Genomic DNA, 16687 nt, shown 5'->3' with positions numbered 1-16687 from the left:
ATTTGATGGGACGACTCATGTACGACCCATGAGCGGGCATTTTGTGCCCAAGTCGGCCCTGCACTCAAGCGACGCCCCGCTTGTCAGGCAACAGATCAGAATGCCTGTACTCACCCAGGCCTGAAGGTGCGGGCAAGCTCGACTTATGCCTGCAATCCTCCTAGGCTCTTGCAGGACGGCGGATTCACTGCACCGCGTTTCGCAACACACATGGACGTGCCCGATGAACAGCTTCGCCCAGCCACCTGCCACTTGCGCCATAGCCCTGTGCGATTCTCGCGGCCAACTCAATCCGCAGGCCATCGGCTGGTCGCCCCGACCGCGAGTCGACTGTGCCCTACCCGGGCACCTCGGCCGCCGCAAGCGCTGGAACCACTGGTGCATCACCACCCCGCACTGGATGCTCTCGCTGACTCAGGCCGACCTCGACTATGTCGGCTACGGCGCCGCCTTCTTTCACGACCTGAGCAGTGGCCAGGCACTCGCGCATAGCCAGCTGCGCCTGCTGGCGCGCGATTGCGGGCTACCGGATCAGCCCGAGCAAAGCCATGAGTTCTGCCACCCGCGCCTGCAGCTGCGCGTCATCGAACAGCCGGGCCGCCTGCGCCTGACCGTCGCGGCACCCGACATCGGCGGCCAACCACTGCAGGTTGCCCTGGATATCCAGCGCCCCGCCCATCTCGACTCGGTCAACCTGGTCGCCCCGCTCGGCCCGCGGCACTTCCATGCCACCTGTCGGCAGATGGGGCTGCCAGTCGGCGGCAGCGTGCAGCTCGGCAACCGCCACTACGACTGCGCCCCCGGCCAAAGCTTTGCCGCCATGGACTTTGGCCGCGGCGTCTGGCCACTGCACAGTCATTGGACGCGCGCCGCCTTTGCCGCGCCGGGCGGCATTGCCGGCAATTTCGGCGCAGGCTGGACCGATCACAGCGCGCTGTCGGAAAACGCCTTGTGGTTTGGCGGTGCACTGCTGCATCTCGACACCCCGGTATTGATCCAGCAAAAGAACCAGGCCCCGATGGCCCCGTGGCACCTGAACAGCCATGACGAACGGGTCGACCTGACTTTCACCCCGCAGCAACTGCATCGAGCTTATCCACGCCTGGGCCCCTTCTACGCCGATACCCGACAGTGGTTTGGCCATTTTGACGGCATGCTGCGTGGACCCAATGGCGCATGCGTGCCGGTGAACGCAGCGCTGGGCTGGCTGGGCGCGACCCATGCGCGCTGGTAACCCGACCAGGAGCGCATGCACAGACCCGCCGTCGGCAAGGGAACCCGCGAACGGTTTCCACAGCCTAAACTGGCTGAAGCGTTTTCCGGAGAACTCCATGAACCGCACCGAAACCGACAGCCTCGGCCCCATCGAAGTACCTGCAACAGCCTACTGGGGCGCGCAAACCCAACGTTCACTGATCAATTTCGCCATCGGCGAGGAGCGCATGCCGCTGGCCGTGCTACATGCCCTGGCCTTGATCAAGAAAGCCGCTGCGCGGGTCAATGCCCGCATCGGCGACCTGCCGCTGGACATCGCCCGCCTGATCGAACAAGCCGCCGACGAAGTGCTGGCTGGCCAGCATGACGCGCAATTCCCCCTGGCGGTCTGGCAAACCGGCAGTGGTACCCAGAGCAATATGAACGTCAACGAAGTGATCGCCGGCCGCGCCAACGAACTGGCCGGTGGCCCACGTGGCGGCAAAAGCCCGGTACACCCGAATGACCACGTCAACCGCGCGCAAAGCTCCAACGACAGCTTCCCCACGGCCATGCACATCGCCGCGGCCGGCGCCGTGCAGCATGACTTGCTGCCGGCCCTGGCCGAACTGTCCGGCGGGCTCGCCGAGCAAGCCGCTCGCCACGGTAAACTGCTGAAGACCGGCCGCACCCACATGATGGATGCCACGCCGATCACTTTCGGCCAGGAACTCTCAGCCTTCGTCGCCCAGCTCGAGCATGCCGAACGGGCGATCCGTACCACCCTGCCGGCGGTTTGCGAACTGGCCCAGGGCGGTACCGCCGTCGGCACCGGGCTCAATTCCCCCCAGGGCTTTGCCGTAGCCATCGCCGCCGAACTCGCGGCCTTGAGCGGCCTGCCGCTGGTCAGCGCGCCCAACAAGTTTGCCGCCCTGGCCGGCCACGAACCCCTGACCAGTCTGTCCGGCGCGCTGAAAACCCTTGCCGTGGCCCTGATGAAAATCGCCAACGATTTGCGCCTGCTCGGCTCCGGCCCACGCGCGGGATTTGCCGAGGTCAAACTGCCGGCCAACGAGCCTGGCAGCTCGATCATGCCGGGCAAGGTCAACCCGACCCAGTGCGAAGCGCTGTCGATGCTGGCGTGCCAGGTACTGGGCAACGATGTCACCATCGGCTTTGCCGCCAGCCAAGGGCATCTGCAGCTCAACGTGTTCAAACCGGTGATCATCCACAACCTTCTGCAATCGATTCGCCTGCTCGCCGATGGCTGTCGCAATTTCCAGCAGCACTGCATCGCCGACATGCAGCCCGACAGCCAGATGATGGCCGCGCACCTGGAACGCGGCCTGATGCTGGTCACGGCATTGAACCCGCATATTGGTTATGACAAGGCTGCGGAGATTGCCAAGAAAGCCTACACGGAAGGCCTCACCCTACGCGCCGCCGCACTGGCCCTGGGTTATGTGAGCGACGAACAATTCGACCTCTGGGTACGCCCGGAAAGCATGCTAGGAGCCAGATAAGGATGACTGAAAGCAAAAGCGGCGCGACGCCAATCGAAGGTGACGGCAAACGCATCCTGATGATTCTCGGCACACCGAAAAATACCAGCCTGTGCAACGCACTCGGCGAAGCCTATGCCCAGGGCGCACGCGAAAAAGGCCACGTGGTGCGACAGCTGAGGCTGGGGGAAATGACTTTCGATCCGATTCTGCGCGGCGGCTACGAGCAGAACCAGAACCTCGAGCCGGATCTGCTCGAGGCACAGCGGCAAATCCATTGGGCCGAGCACCTGGTGTTCGTCTATCCAGTCTGGTGGGGTGGCATTCCGGCCCTGCTCAAGGGCTTCTTCGATCGCACCTTCCTGCCTGGTTTCGCCTTCAAGTACCGCAATCGCTCGCAACTCTGGGATAAATTGCTCAGCGGCCGTACCGCCGATCTGCTGGTGACCATGGACACTCCGCCCTGGTACTTCCGCTGGATCTATGGCGCGCCGGCACACCGGCAGATGACCCGCACCATCCTCGGTTTCAGCGGCATCAAGACCCGTCGCCTGGCCGAATTCGCCCCGGTGCGGCCCTCCTCCGAGGAACAGCGCCAGAGCTGGCTACGCCGCGCCGAAACGCTCGGCAGCCGTGCCTGAGAACTGCGGATGCGCGGCTACAGTTGCGCCGCCAACCGCGCACGCCGGGCACGCCGGGCACGCAAGTTGGCCATCAGCGATGGACCGAGAGCCGTCAAGACCGAGCCCAGCACCACCAGCGCCGCACCGCCGTAGGCGAGCCAGTTGATCTGCTCGGGCCGGACATGATCCGGCCACCAGGTCGCTGCCAGCGCTACCGAGCCGAACGTCACCAGCGGCGTGATCGCCAGGGTCGCACTGACCCGCGAGGCCTCCCAGTGCGCCAGCGCCTCGGCAAACGCGCCGTAGGCCACCAGGGTGTTCAGGCAGCAGGCGAACAACAGCCAACCCTGTAGCGCACTCAGCTCGAAGACCTGCTGCGGTTGTGCCCAGGGCGTCAGCAGCAGTGCACAGGCCAGGTAGATCACCATCATCACCTGCAGCGAATTCCACACCGTCAGCAACTGCTTTTGCGCCAGCCCGTAGAACACCCAGACAATCGCCGCCAGCAGCACGATCAGGACCCCGGCGGTGTAATCGGTCAAGGAAGTCAGCAATTCGCCCAGGCGCTGATTGAAAAACAGCACAAAACCGAGCAGCAGCACGACCAGACCAACGCCCTGACCGAGACTGAAACGCTCACGGAAGACAAACAGACTGCTGATCAGCAGCAAGATGGGCGCGACCTGGATCACCAGCTGCGTAGTACCGGGGCTGAGCAGGTTCAAGCCGGCCAGATAGAGCACATAGTTGGCGCTTAACCCGGCAATCGCCAGGGCAAGAAGCCAGGCGCCCTTACGGCCCAGAGGACGGAAACGCGGCAAGCGCTGGACTGCAGCCAGGTACGCCAGCAGAATCGAACCGGAAACCAGCAGTCGATACCAGGTGACCGTAACCGGGTCCATCACCTGCAGCACTTCCTTGAGCTTGATCGGCAGCACGCCCCAGAGCAGAGCGGTGAGCAGCGCCAGAAACATGCCGTAGAGCCAACGGCCGGAAGAAATATGCATGACTGCCTCGAACCCAAGCTGACGACGTAAACCGCTAGTTTATGCCGCCCAAGCCTACCGACACAGTCACAGTTAAGTCGGCTTGCGTACCGCAACTGTACTGCTTGGAATAACATACAGTCACAGGCTTGACGTCAAAAGCGCATAAATCAGCGAAAATCATGCAACTAAAGTCAAAAAACCAACCATTGGTCGTCAAGTCGAGCAACTTGACCCGCGAGGATTAGACTCAAACTGTTCGGCTTATTGCATGAGGTTCCCGTCATGTTCGGTCAACGCACCATCGACCCCAGCCCCGGCACGCACTACCGCAGTGAGCGGGTCACTGCGGTAAACGGCCAGTATTTCTTCGCCACCCGCGAAGGCACCCTCGAAGGCCCCTACTTCACTCGCATCGACGCGGAGCGGGAGATTGCCTTCTATGTCCGCCGCATGATTCAAGCCAGCGACATCATCGAGAGTCGAGCATTCTGAGCCAGGTTGTGCCGCCCGCCGCCCATAAAAACCGCGCCTGGATCGACGCGGTTTTTTTATGCTCAACCCAGGCTTACCTGGCTGCGCTTCAGCGATAGGCCTCGAACAGGCCGGTCGCGCCCATGCCGCCACCCACACACATGGTGACGATGCCGTAACGCAGGTTGCGCCGCTGCAGCTCGCGCACCAGATGACCGACCTGACGCGAGCCGGTCATGCCGAACGGGTGACCGATCGAGATCGACCCGCCATTGACGTTGTACTTGTGGTTGTCGATACCCAGGCAATCGCGGGCATACAGGCACTGCGAGGCAAAGGCTTCGTTGAGCTCCCACAGGTCGATATCGGCAACGCTCAAGCCCTTGGCCTTGAGCAGCTTCGGCACCGAGAACACCGGGCCGATGCCCATTTCGTCCGGCTCGCAGCCGGCGACGACGAAACCGCGGAAATAGGCCTTGGGTTCGAGGCCCAATTCCAGGGCTTTGTCCAGACTCATGACCAGGGTCATGGAGGCGCCATCGGACAACTGCGAGGCGTTGCCGGCCGTTACCGAACCGTCATCGGCAAACACCGGCTTGAGCGCGGCCAGGCTTTGCAGGGTGGTGTCGGCACGGTTGCAGTCGTCGCGCTCGACCACGCCTTCGACGATGCTCTTCTCGCCGCTGGCCTTGTCTTCGACCAGGTACTTGACGCTCATCGGCACGATTTCGTCGTCGAACAGGCCTTCGGCCTGGGCCCGCGCGGTGCGCTGCTGGCTCTGCAGGGCGTAGGCGTCCTGGGCTTCGCGGCTGACGTTGTAGCGCCGCGCGACGATCTCGGCGGTCTGCCCCATCGGGTAGTAAATCCCCGGCAGATCCTTTTGCAGGGTGGGGTTGAACAGGTTGTCGGTATTCATGCTTTTCAGGGTCATGGTGATCGACTCGACGCCGCCGGCGACGATGATCTCGCTGCAACCCGAGGCGATCTGGTTGGCGGCGATGGCGATGGCCTGCAGCCCCGAAGAACAGAAGCGGTTGAGGGTCATGCCGGCGACCTGGGTGCCCAGACCGGAGAGCACCGCCACATTGCGGCCGATGTTCATGCCCTGGGCGCCCTCGTTGGAGCCGGCACCGACGATGCAATCCTCGACCAGCGCCGGATCCAGGTCGCTGCGCGCCAGCAGCGCATTCACGCAATGAGCCGCCATATCGTCCGGACGGGTCTGGTTGAACTTGCCACGGAAGGATTTGGCCAGGCCAGTCCGCACGCTATCGACAATCACCACTTCACGCATGATGCACCTCATTGTTGTTGACGTTGGATAGGTCGCGAGAATAAGGCTGAACAATCTCAGCCTGCGACGATCATTCACCAGCCATATGCGCGACCATCTTTCGCCAACTCCTATTGGTGCCGCGGCAAGCTTCAATCCTTGGCAAACGCCGCCTCCAGCGCCTCATTGAGGGTGCGCAGCACCTTGACCCGGGCGAAGCGCTTGTCATTGGCTTCGACCAGGGTCCAGGGCGCGATCTCGGTACTGGTGCGGTCGACCATGTCGCCCACGGCATCGCGGTACAGCGGCCACTTGTCGCGATTGCGCCAGTCGTCCTCGGTGATCTTGAAACGCTTGAAGGGAGTCTGTTCACGCTCCTTGAAGCGCTGCAACTGGGTTTGCTGGTCGATCGCCAGCCAAAACTTGACCAGCACCACGCCGGCGTCAGTCAGTTGCTCCTCGAAGTCGTTGATCTCACCATAGGCGCGCAGCCAGTCGGCGGGACTGCAATACCCCTCGACCCGTTCCACCAGCACCCGGCCATACCAGGAGCGATCGAACATAGTGAACTTGCCGCGCGCCGGGATATGCCGCCAGAAACGCCACAGGTACGGCTGCGCACTCTCCTCGTCGGTCGGCGCCGCCACCTGCACGATGCGGTACAGGCGCGGATCGAGCGCCGCCGTCACCCGGCGAATCGCGCCGCCCTTGCCGGCCGCATCGTTGCCCTCGAACACCGCCACCAGGGCATGCTTGCGCATGCGCTTGTCGCGCAACAAACCCGAGAGCCGCGCCTGCTCGGCGATCAGTTGTTCGTTGTAGTCAGCCTTGTCCAGCGCCTGGCTCATGTCCAGGCTGTCGAGCAAGCCACGGTTATCCAGGCTGGAGGTCAGCGGCGCCGCATGGGGCTGAGGCTCCTGCCGGCTCTTGGTCTTGAGCGCGGCCTGCAAGCCATCGAGAAGAATCTGCCCCACCGTCAGACTGCGGTAATACTCATCCACCCCCTCGACCACATACCAGGGCGCATAGTCACGGCTGGCGCGGCGCAGCACCCGCTCACCGACCCGCACATACTTGTCATAGGTTTTCGACTGCTGCCAGTCCAGCGGGCTGATGCGCCAGCTGTGCAAGGGATCGTCCTGCAGCGACTTGAGGCGCGCCTTCATCTGCTTCTTGGACAGATGGAACCAGAACTTGAAGATCAGCGCGCCCTCGTCACAGAGCATACGCTCCAGGGCCAAGGCGGCCTCGATAGCCTGATCCAGCACGGCATTCTTGAAGCGCCCGTGCACCCGCCCCTGCAACATCTGGCTGTACCAGTTGCCGAAGAAAACCCCCATGCGCCCCTTGGCTGGCAGCTGCCGCCAATAGCGCCAGGCCGGCGGGCGGGCCAGCTCCTCGTCGGTCTGCTGATCGAAGGTGCTGACCTGGATCAGACGCGGATCCATCCACTCGTTGAGCAACTTGACCGTCTCACCCTTACCGGCCCCCTCGATCCCGCAGAGCAGGATGATCACTGGAAAACGCGCCTGCTGGCGCAACTCGTACTGTGCCTCCAGCAATGCTTCGCGCAACGCCGGTACGGCGGCGTCGAACGTGGCCTTGTCGATGGAATGACCAATCTCGGCGGACTCGAACATGACTAGCTCCCTGGTGTGATCAATAGAGCCTAGCGGATCGCGCGCGCGACGGGCTGGGCCATGTGCCATTACCCAGCAGATTCATTCGGCAAAGCAACCCGCAGCGCGCCGGGGCCGCCTCGCCGACACAATCAGTCGACACAACCGAAGTTCGCTGCCCCGACCGAGGCAAGCAACCAATCGCAAACACCCCACAGGCCCTGTGGGGGGCTTTAGCCGCGATAACACCAAGCAGACACCCTTTCGCGGCTGAAGCCCCTCCCACATAATGCCCGCCTGCTAAATCTGGTGCCCTTGCCATGCCCGACTCCCCGCTCGACCTACCCGACAGCCAACCCGCGCAACTCGATTGGGATGCTCAGGGGCAACCGTTATCGCGGCTATTCGGCGACGTCTATTTCTCCAAGCAGAACGGCCTGGCCGAAACCCGCCATGTGTTTCTCGCCAATAACGATCTGCCGGCGCGTTTCAGTGCCCTGGGTGACGACGAGCAACTGGCGATAGGCGAAACCGGCTTCGGCAGCGGATTGAATTTTCTCTGCGCCTGGCAGTTGTTCGAGCAGCAGGCGCCCGCCGGCGCACGGCTGCACTTCGTCAGTGTCGAGAAATACCCGCTCGACTACGCCGACCTGCAGCGCGCCCTGGCCTTGTGGCCGGAGCTGGCGCCCTTTGCCCAAGAGCTGCTGAGCCAGTACATCGCCGTCCATCCGGGTTTTCAGCGCCTGACGTTCGCCGGCGGACGGGTCATCCTGACCCTGCTGATCGGCGATGCCCTGCAGATGCTGCCGCAACTCGATGCGCGCATCGACGCCTGGTTTCTCGACGGTTTCGCCCCGGCGAAAAATCCACAGATGTGGACTGCGAAACTCTTCGCCGAGCTGGCCAGGCTAAGCGCCCCCGGCACCAGCATCGGCACCTTCACCAGCACCGGCTACGTGCGCCGGCGCCTGAATGACGCCGGTTTCAAGATGCAGCGGGTGCCTGGCCTGGGCCATAAGTGGGAAGTCCTCAAAGGCCAGTTCGTCGGCAGCGCTACATGCGCCGGCAAACCCTGGTTCGCCCGTCCAGCGCTACGCCAGCGCGAACGCCGGGCCCTGGTCATAGGCGCGGGAATGGCCGGTTGCGCCACCGCGGCCAGCCTGGCGACACGTGGCTGGCAGGTGACCCTGCTGGAACGCCACGCGGCTATCGCCGAGGAAGCCTCGGGCAACCCGCAAGGTGTGCTCTACCTCAAACTGTCGGCCCACGGCACGGCTTTGTCGCGTTTGATCGTCAGTGGCTTCGGCTACACCCGCCGTCTGCTCGAACGCCTGCAGATTGGCCGCGACTGGGACAACTGTGGAGTGCTGCAACTGGCCCTCGACGCCAAGGAGGCGCAACGCCAGACGCAATTGGCCGCCGCCTTCCCCGACGACCTGCTGGTCAAGCTCGACCAGGCCAGTGCCGAAGCCAAAGCCGGCATCCAGCTGCCGGCCGGCGGGCTGTTCTACCCGCAAGCCGGCTGGGTGCATCCGCCGGCGCTGTGTCGGTTGCTCGCCGAGCAGCCGAATATTCGCCTGCAACTGCACCAGGAAGCACTGGAATTGCGCCGCGACGGCCAAACCTGGCAGGCCTGGAACGGCACCCGGCTGCTTGCCAGTGCCGCCGTGGTGGTGCTGGCCGGCGCCGCCGAGATCAAGCGCTTCCCCTGCAGCGCCGAACTGCCGCTCAAACGCATTCGCGGGCAGATCAGCCGGATACCGGCTACCACACAGAGCGCGGCACTGCGCAGCGTGGTCTGTGCCTCGGGTTATATCGCCCCGGCGCGCCTCGGCGAACACTGCCTGGGTGCCAGTTTCGATTTCAAGAGCGACGACCTGGCGCTCAACAGTGCCGATCATGCGGACAACCTTGGCCTGCTCGAAGAAATCTCCAACGACCTGGCCGAGCGCCTGCACAGCGCCCGGCTCGACCCGGCACAGCTCGAGGGCCGCGCCGCCTTTCGCTGCACCAGCCCGGACTACCTGCCCATCGTCGGCCCCCTGGCCGATCGTCCGGCCTTTCTCGAGGCCTATGCGGTGCTGACCAAGGATGCCCGCCAGGTGCCGGATACCCCCTGCCCCTGGCTCGACGGCCTGTATATCAACAGCGGCCACGGTTCACGGGGGCTGATCACCGCGCCCTTGTCCGGCGAACTGATTGCCGCCTGGCTGGATGCCGAACCGCTGCCCGTGCCCCGCGATGTCGCCGAGGCCTGCCACCCCAACCGCTTCGCCCTGCGCCTGCTGATACGCGGCCAATAGTCGCATCCCAAGGAGCGGCGCTTGCGTGCATCACCCCGCATAAATACCCTACGGGGTATACAGACCTGGAGTGATACCGCATGCGCCTGATCCTCGTACTTGCCGCCCTGCCGACACTGGTCTGGGCCGCACCCGCTGCTGACCTGGCCAGCCTCGAACGCGAAGCCGCCGGCCTTATCCCAGCCTTCCAGCAACAGCTGATGCAGACGGTAAAACAGGCGGTCGCCGAGGGCGGCCCGGTACAGGCCGTGCAAGCCTGCCACCTGCTCGCGCCGACTATCGCTGCCGAGCACAGCCAGCAGCCCTGGACAGTCGGACGCACCGCCCTGCGCCTGCGCAACCCGGACAATCAGCCGGATGCCTGGGAACGTCAGGTACTGGAAGACTTCTTGCAACGGCAAAGCGCCGGCGAAGCGCTGACGCAGATGAGCGCATCGGCGGTCGTCGACGGCGAATTCCGTTATATGCAGGCCATCGCCACCGGCGAGCCGTGCCTGGCCTGCCATGGCCAAGCGATCAAGGCCGAGGTGGCGACGCAGATCGAGCAACACTATCCCGACGACCGGGCCAGCGGCTTTAGCCTGGGCGAACTGCGTGGCGCCTTCACCCTGCGCCGCACGCTGGCAGAGGCAACACCATGAGCGAACAAACCCGCGCCGCCCATCAAGACGCCATGCTCAAGCGCCTGGCCCGGGTCGAAGGGCAGATCCGCGGCATCCAGGCGATGATCCGCCGCAGCGAGGACTGCGAAGCCATCGCCCAGCAATTCGCCGCCGCCCGCAAGGCGCTGGACAAGGCCTATCAGGAGCTGCTCGCCTGCCTGCTGGAAGAGGCCGTACTCGACCCCGAGCATGCCCCCGGCGAAACCCTGGCCCGGGTCCGCGCGATCTTCACTAAATACACCTAGCCGGGATTATTCACGAACAACCTCGGGCTCCGCTTGATCCTCTGCAAGAGCCGGCGTAACCCGCAGGCACGGGAATAACATCTGCCGCGCTCGACTGCCGATCCGCCAATGGAGCGCACACAAGCATTCACGCATTAAACCAAGGCTGAAAAGCCGCAGCATCACAATGCTTGCAGCCAAGCCGAAGGGACTCTGCTTGTGCAAGCACGTCATACCCATTGAGACGAGCAGACATGGCCGCCACACTTGGCACCGTTCACAAGGCGGCAACGACTTTTTAAAAACCGGGTATTATTGCATCCCGGCTGCCACCTACAGTTCCACGTACGTGGTTTAACGCCCCAAAAGGGCATTGAAAAGGCTTGAGCCATATGTGCCAAAAAGCGCATGTACGGCTCTTCGGGACTCCGCGCCGGTTATGGTTCGGGGTCACCCGACTCAACCCACCGACACTCCACGAACCCGTTCTCTATCCACCGCGCATCACTAACGCAGTATCAATATTGAGCAGGCCGCTGGATTTCCCGACAGAGCGATTACCTACATGATCAAGCTGCACACCAACCATGGCGTCATCACCCTCAATCTGTTCGAAGACAAAGCCCCGGAAACCGTGGCCAACTTCAAGCAATACGTGAAGGAAGGTCATTACGACAACACTATCTTCCACCGCGTGATCAGCAACTTCATGGTTCAGGGCGGCGGTTTCGAGCCAGGCATGAAGCAGAAAGCCACCCGCGCGACCATCAAGAACGAAGCCAACAACGGCCTGGCCAACAAGATCGGCACCGTAGCCATGGCCCGCACCATGGAGCCGCATTCGGCCTCCGCACAGTTCTTCATCAACGTCGCCGACAACAGCTTCCTCAACCACAGCGCACCAACCGTGCAAGGCTGGGGCTATGCGGTATTCGGTGAAGTGGTCGAAGGCATGGACGTGGTCGAGAAGATCAAGGGCGTTGCCACCACCATGAAATCCGGTCACCAGGACGTGCCGGTCGACGACGTAATCATCGAGAAGGCCGAGATCGTCGAGTGATCCTGCTGATCTCCGACCTGCATCTCGAACAGGAGCGCCCGGACATCAGCCGGGCGTTTCTGCATTTTCTAAAGCACCGCGCCAGCGAAGCCGAGGCGCTGTATATCCTTGGCGACTTCTTCGAGGTATGGATCGGCGACGACGCCATCAGCCCCTTTCAACACAGTATTGCCCAGGCCCTGCGTCAGCTCAGTGACAGCGGTACGCGCATCTACCTGATGCACGGCAATCGCGACTTCATGATTGGCCAGGCCTTTTGCCGGGAAGCTGGCTGCAGCCTGCTGCGCGACCCCAGCCTGGTCGAACTCGCGGGGGAGAAAGTCCTGTTGATGCACGGCGACAGCCTCTGTACCCAGGATGAGGCCTACATGCGCCTGCGCCGCTGGCTACGCAACCCGCTGGCACTGTTCATCCTGCGCAACCTGCCGCTGGCCACTCGCCGCAAGCTGGCGCGCAAGCTGCGCAAGGAAAGCCGCGCGCAAACCCGCATGAAAGCCAGCGACATTGTCGATGTCACCCCGACAGAAGTGCCGCGCATCATGGCCGCCCACGGCGTGCGCACGTTGATTCACGGCCACACCCATCGCCCCGCGGTGCACCAACTGGAGGTGGCCGGCCAGCCCGCCCGGCGGATTGTCCTGGGTGACTGGGACAGTCAGGGCTGGGCCTTACAGGTCGACGAGCAAAACTGGCAGCTGGCCCCCTTCTCTCTCAGTTGATCAGCGCCGCTACAGGCTTAACGCTGCAGGAGCGACGGCCTGGTGTCGGTATTGCGGGCTTGCCTCAATGGTTTGCGCCAGGCGCTGAGTCGCCTCGTTGACCTGTTCGGCGACGAACAGGGTGATATCCGTACCCGGCAGGGACGGCAGTCCTTGCTCGATCACCTGTAGACCAGGCTCCAGGGTCGAACGGGGAATGATCCCCACACCGATCCCTGCACGTACGGCCGCCAGGACGCCCGCCCGACTCTGACTGGTGAAGGCAATCCGGTACGGGATCTGCGCGCTGGCCAGGGCCTTGCGCGCCGAATCACGGTGATAGCAGCCCTCGGCAAAGACCGCCAGCGGCAGCGGTTCGCGCTGGTGCGTCGAATGTGCCTCGTTGCACACCCAGACCAGCTCATCGCGAAACAAGCGCTGCCCGCCATCCGACAAGGCCGGCATCTCAACCAGGGCCAGGTCCAACTTGCCCTCGGCCACCAGCGACGCCAGGTAATCGGGCCGATGATCACAGACCACCTCCAGATTGGCCTCCGGGTAGCTCAGCACGAATATCTCCAGCAGAGGCGCGAGGTTACGCGTGGCGTATTGGTCATGGGTACCAAGGCGCACCTGCCCGCCTACATCGGCGTGCCGGAAGGTGCCGAGGATGCGGTCATGCAGGTTAAGCAGCTCCTGTGCGCAGGACTTCAGCTGTTCTCCGGCGGGGGTCAGCCTGACCCCGTACTGGCCGCGCTGTAGCAGTTCGGCCGCTACCAGCTCCTCCAGTCGCGTGAGCTGCATGCTGATGGTCGAGGGCGCGCGATGCAGACGCAGGGCCGCGGTGGTCAGATTCAGCGTCTCGGCGACCATGACGAAGGTACGCAGCAAGACAATTGGCAGGTCGCGCATGGCAGAATTCAACTTTATTGAAGGTCACGATCAATATTTATCGTTTTTACGAATTCTGGCAAGCGGATATCTTAGCCGGCATCCAGCCAGCCCCATGCGCCCAGCGCCATCACGGAGTCCGAATGATGCGAATGCCCACCACGTTCGGCATGAACCAGATCGTCAGCCATGGTTTCGGCATGTTCCTGTTTGCCGCCCTGATGCCGTTTATGCGCGAATCCATCGAGATCAGCGCCTGGCAGCTGGCGACCATCGGCGCCCTGACCCAATTGGCCTATCTCGGCGGCGCCATGCTCCTGGGCCTGCTCGGCCATCGCCTGGGCACCGGCCGCCTAGCCCTGATCACCGGCATTACCTCCAGCACCCTGCTGCTCACCATGTCGCAGCTGCGTGATCCCTTGCTGATCACGCTGACCCTGACTTGCCTGGCCGCCAGCGCGGCAATCAGCTGGGGCTGCATCGTCGAGATCGTCAGCCGCTGCGCCCGTGCCGAGTCGCGCTCGACCTACCTGTCCTGCGCCTCCAGCGGCACGGCCTGGGGCTATGCCATCAATGGTCTGCTGATCCTTGTCGTGGTGCCGCTGCTTGGCTGGCAGGCCAGTTGGCAGGTCGCCGGGCTGTTCGGCCTGCTGGTCGTAACCCTGACCTGGCACATGCTGCGCGACCTCAAGCCGGCGCCCGTCAGTCCGACCGCCAGCGCCGGTCCGGTCGACTCGGTGATCCCGACTTCCCGGCTGTTCGCCACCATCATCGGCGAGCGCACCGCCCTGTTCGCCTGCCTGATCTGCCTGCTGGTCGGCTTCACCACCATGCCGTTTTCCTACTGGCTCAACAGCTACCTGGATGAACTCAGCCTGCCGGCGGCGCTGGGCGGCTACACCTGGGCGACGGTCGGCGGCACCGGCATGGTGGCCGGTTTCGTCACCGGCAAGCTGGCCGACCACAAGGGCCATGGCACGGCCCTGCTGGTGATCTTCAGCGGCTTCGCCCTGGGCTTGCTGGCATTCGTCGCGGACCCGGGCAAGTTTGCCCTGGTCGCCGGCTTCGGCTATGGCCTGATGTACTTCCCGATGTGGGGCATCGTCGCCGGCTGGGTCAACCAGCACTATTCATCGACCGCCACCATGCAGATCAGCGGCATCTGCATGGTGACCTTCGGCCTGGGCGGCACCCTGGGCAACTTGTTGGCCGGGTACATCCGCGAAACGACCGGCTCATTGCAAGGCATTTTCTTCGTGCTAACCGGAGCGTCCTTGCTCCTGGTGGCATTGGCAATCGTCATCTTGCGCGGCGACCGCCAGGCAGCGCTGGCGGCAAAGCTGGCAGCTGCCGAGGCCTGTTGATTTGCGACAAGGGCGGCGCTTGCCCTAAGCGGCTGCGCCGCTGTGAAAGCGGAATTCCTTATCGGGCGTGAGGATCGCCTCGCGCTCGATCTCGGCGAAGTACGCCACCCGCTCATCGATAGGCTCTGCCGAATAGTCGCGCGCCATTTTCAGGTAACCCTGGTAGTGCCGCGCCTCGGACTTGAGCAGCGAGCGATAGAACTGCCCCAGTTCCTCGTCCAGATGTGGCGCCAGGCGAAAGAATCGCTCACAGGAGCGCGCTTCGATAAAAGCCCCGACGATCAGGGTGTCCACCAATTTATGCGGCTCGCTGCTGCGCATGTGTTTGTGCAGGCGCTGGGCATACAGGGCGGCACTGACCGGGCGATAGGCAATGCCGCGCTTTTTCATCAACGCCGCGACCTGCTCGAAATGGCGTAACTCCTCACGGGCCAAACGCGACAAGTTATATTGCAAATCAGCCTTTTCGATATAGCGAAAAAGCAGGGTCAAGGCAGTTGATGCCGCCTTCTTCTCGCAATTGGCGTGATCTATCAGCATTACGTCCTGATTTTGCAAGGCCTGGGCGATCCAGGCGTCAGGCGTTGGGCAGAGCAGAAACGCTTCAATTTCAGGTAACAGTTGCATAGGCTCACGAAATTCGATGGCCGCCTCGGCGGGCGGGCAGGCAGGGCCGGCCATTATACGAATGGCGGCGCGAACAGCCAGCCACGCCGTTGATACCGGTCAACAACACGCTGCTGTTGCTGCATCTATGCTGCACTTATAGTAGTTACAGTAGTAGCTAGGACAGCAGTCACGAGTCACAAACACATCGGACGGAGACGAGCATGCAAGCCATTCGCAATATTTTAGTGGTCATGGAACCAGAACGACCCGAAGGCTTGGCACTCAAGCGGGCCAAATTGATCGCTGGCGTGACGCAATCGCACCTGCACTTGCTGGTCTGCAGCAAGAAGCATGAGCACTCGGCCTATCTTAGCGACCTGTGCGCCACGCTCGACAAGGAAGGTTACAGTACCTCCAGCCAGCAGGCCTGGCATGAGAACCTGCACCAGACCATCATCACCGTGCAGCAGGCCGAAGGCTGTGGTTTGGTGATCAAGCAGCACTTTCCCGACAATCCGCTGAAAAAAGCCCTGCTCACCCCGGACGACTGGAAACTCTTGCGCTATTGCCCGGCCCCGGTGCTGATGGTGAAAACCGACAAACCCTGGACTGGCGGCACCATACTGGCTGCGGTCGATGTCGGTAACGCCGACGGTGAGCACCGCACCCTGCACAACAGCATCATCAACCACGGCTACGACATCGCCGCGCTGGCCAAGGCCGACCTGCACGTAATCAGCGCCCACCCCGCGCCGATGCTGTCGGCCGCAGACCCGACCTTTCAGTTGAAAGAGACCATCGAGGCGCGCTACCGCAATGAGTGCAAGGCCTTCCAGGCCGAATACGACATCGCCGAGGAGCGCCTGCATGTTGCCGAAGGCCCGGCCGACGTACTGATCCCCCAGGTCGCTCATCAACTGAATGCCGCCGTGACCGTGATCGGCACAGTGGCTCGCACCGGCCTGTCCGGGGCGCTGATCGGCAATACTGCTGAGGTCATCCTCGACGCGCTGGACTGCGACGTCCTGGTGCTCAAACCCGACGACATCATCGCCCACCTGGAGGAGCTGGTGTCACAGCACTAGGGCTCCATCGGTGAGGTTTGGGGCGCGGCGATCTCGCTAGCAGCCGTTGGCTGCTGCTTCGCTACGCTACGTTTCTCGGCTGTTTTCGCCGGGGTGCCTAGCCCTTCTGTCTGCTTCGCC

Annotated in this window: 16 protein-coding genes; 11 read left to right on the top strand and 5 right to left on the bottom strand. The window is 63.0% G+C overall.

What is annotated here, in order from left to right; all coding sequences use genetic code 11:
- Positions 1-223: 223 nt before the first annotated feature.
- From BM315_RS00975 to BM315_RS00965, 3 genes are all read left to right on the top strand, one after another.
- A complete protein-coding gene (locus tag BM315_RS00975; RefSeq protein ID WP_090496877.1) occupies positions 224-1234 on the top strand; it encodes a DUF2804 domain-containing protein in 1011 nt (336 codons plus the stop codon).
- Positions 1235-1331: 97 nt separating this feature from the next.
- Positions 1332-2717: a class II fumarate hydratase gene (locus BM315_RS00970; RefSeq protein ID WP_090496875.1), complete on the top strand. Its 1386-nt coding sequence runs from the start codon at positions 1332-1334 to the stop codon at positions 2715-2717.
- 2 nt (positions 2718-2719) lie between these two features.
- Positions 2720-3337 carry an NAD(P)H-dependent oxidoreductase gene (locus BM315_RS00965; RefSeq protein WP_090496873.1) on the top strand — a complete coding sequence of 206 codons (618 nt, stop codon included), beginning with the start codon at positions 2720-2722 and terminating at the stop codon, positions 3335-3337.
- A gap of 17 nt (positions 3338-3354) precedes the next feature.
- Here BM315_RS00965 and BM315_RS00960 read toward each other — a convergent pair whose 3' ends face one another.
- Positions 3355-4326 (bottom strand): DMT family transporter, encoded by a 972-nt coding sequence (locus tag BM315_RS00960; RefSeq protein ID WP_090496871.1) that lies wholly within the window; start codon positions 4324-4326, stop codon positions 3355-3357.
- Between the two features lie 264 nt (positions 4327-4590).
- On the opposite strand from BM315_RS00960, the gene BM315_RS00955 reads away from it, so the two are divergent.
- The gene (locus tag BM315_RS00955; RefSeq protein ID WP_090496869.1) at positions 4591-4800 is read left to right on the top strand and encodes a DUF6316 family protein; all 210 of its coding nucleotides are present in this window, start codon (positions 4591-4593) and stop codon (positions 4798-4800) included.
- A gap of 88 nt (positions 4801-4888) precedes the next feature.
- On the opposite strand, the gene BM315_RS00950 is transcribed toward BM315_RS00955, so the two are convergent.
- Both BM315_RS00950 and pap read right to left on the bottom strand, forming a co-directional pair.
- Positions 4889-6073 (bottom strand): thiolase family protein, encoded by a 1185-nt coding sequence (locus BM315_RS00950; RefSeq protein WP_090496867.1) that lies wholly within the window; start codon positions 6071-6073, stop codon positions 4889-4891.
- Between the two features lie 131 nt (positions 6074-6204).
- Complete coding sequence (pap, locus tag BM315_RS00945; RefSeq protein WP_090496866.1) at positions 6205-7692, bottom strand: polyphosphate:AMP phosphotransferase; 1488 nt, start codon at positions 7690-7692, stop codon at positions 6205-6207.
- Positions 7693-7991: 299 nt separating this feature from the next.
- Here pap and mnmC point away from each other — a divergent pair, with 299 nt between their 5' ends.
- The 5 genes from mnmC to lpxH all read left to right on the top strand — a co-directional run bounded on the left by mnmC (position 7992) and on the right by lpxH (position 12639).
- Positions 7992-9974: a bifunctional tRNA (5-methylaminomethyl-2-thiouridine)(34)-methyltransferase MnmC2/FAD-dependent 5-carboxymethylaminomethyl-2-thiouridine(34) oxidoreductase MnmC1 gene (gene mnmC, locus BM315_RS00940; protein WP_090496865.1), complete on the top strand. Its 1983-nt coding sequence runs from the start codon at positions 7992-7994 to the stop codon at positions 9972-9974.
- Positions 9975-10054: 80 nt separating this feature from the next.
- A complete protein-coding gene (locus BM315_RS00935; RefSeq protein WP_090496863.1) occupies positions 10055-10615 on the top strand; it encodes a Tll0287-like domain-containing protein in 561 nt (186 codons plus the stop codon).
- A complete protein-coding gene (locus BM315_RS00930; protein ID WP_090496861.1) occupies positions 10612-10881 on the top strand; it encodes a metal-sensing transcriptional repressor in 270 nt (89 codons plus the stop codon). Before BM315_RS00935 ends, BM315_RS00930 begins: the two co-directional genes overlap by 4 nt.
- A gap of 544 nt (positions 10882-11425) precedes the next feature.
- Positions 11426-11920 (top strand): peptidylprolyl isomerase, encoded by a 495-nt coding sequence (locus BM315_RS00925; RefSeq protein WP_090496859.1) that lies wholly within the window; start codon positions 11426-11428, stop codon positions 11918-11920.
- Positions 11917-12639, top strand: coding sequence for a UDP-2,3-diacylglucosamine diphosphatase (gene lpxH / locus BM315_RS00920; protein ID WP_090496857.1), 723 nt, complete (start codon positions 11917-11919; stop codon positions 12637-12639). The genes BM315_RS00925 and lpxH overlap by 4 nt, the downstream gene beginning before the upstream one ends.
- Before the next feature lie 9 nt (positions 12640-12648).
- On the opposite strand, the gene BM315_RS00915 is transcribed toward lpxH, so the two are convergent.
- On the bottom strand, positions 12649-13530 hold the full coding sequence (locus tag BM315_RS00915) for a LysR substrate-binding domain-containing protein (RefSeq protein ID WP_090496855.1): 882 nt from the start codon (positions 13528-13530) through the stop codon (positions 12649-12651).
- Positions 13531-13652: 122 nt separating this feature from the next.
- On the opposite strand from BM315_RS00915, the gene BM315_RS00910 reads away from it, so the two are divergent.
- Positions 13653-14873, top strand: a complete 1221-nt coding sequence (locus tag BM315_RS00910) for an MFS transporter (protein ID WP_212632923.1) — start codon at positions 13653-13655, stop codon at positions 14871-14873.
- A gap of 24 nt (positions 14874-14897) precedes the next feature.
- Here the strand turns inward: BM315_RS00910 and BM315_RS00905 are convergent, their stop codons facing one another.
- Positions 14898-15500: a MiaE family protein gene (locus BM315_RS00905; protein ID WP_090497000.1), complete on the bottom strand. Its 603-nt coding sequence runs from the start codon at positions 15498-15500 to the stop codon at positions 14898-14900.
- 203 nt (positions 15501-15703) lie between these two features.
- Between BM315_RS00905 and BM315_RS00900 the strand changes: the two genes are divergently transcribed.
- Positions 15704-16567, top strand: a complete 864-nt coding sequence (locus BM315_RS00900) for a universal stress protein (RefSeq protein ID WP_090496853.1) — start codon at positions 15704-15706, stop codon at positions 16565-16567.
- The last annotated feature ends 120 nt before the right edge of the window (positions 16568-16687 follow it).

Source organism: Pseudomonas borbori, assembly GCF_900115555.1.
In the GTDB taxonomy this organism is placed as follows: domain Bacteria; phylum Pseudomonadota; class Gammaproteobacteria; order Pseudomonadales; family Pseudomonadaceae; genus Aquipseudomonas; species Aquipseudomonas borbori.
The sequence above is the reverse complement of the archived record's forward strand: the minus strand, read 5'-3'. Positions and strand labels throughout refer to the sequence as shown.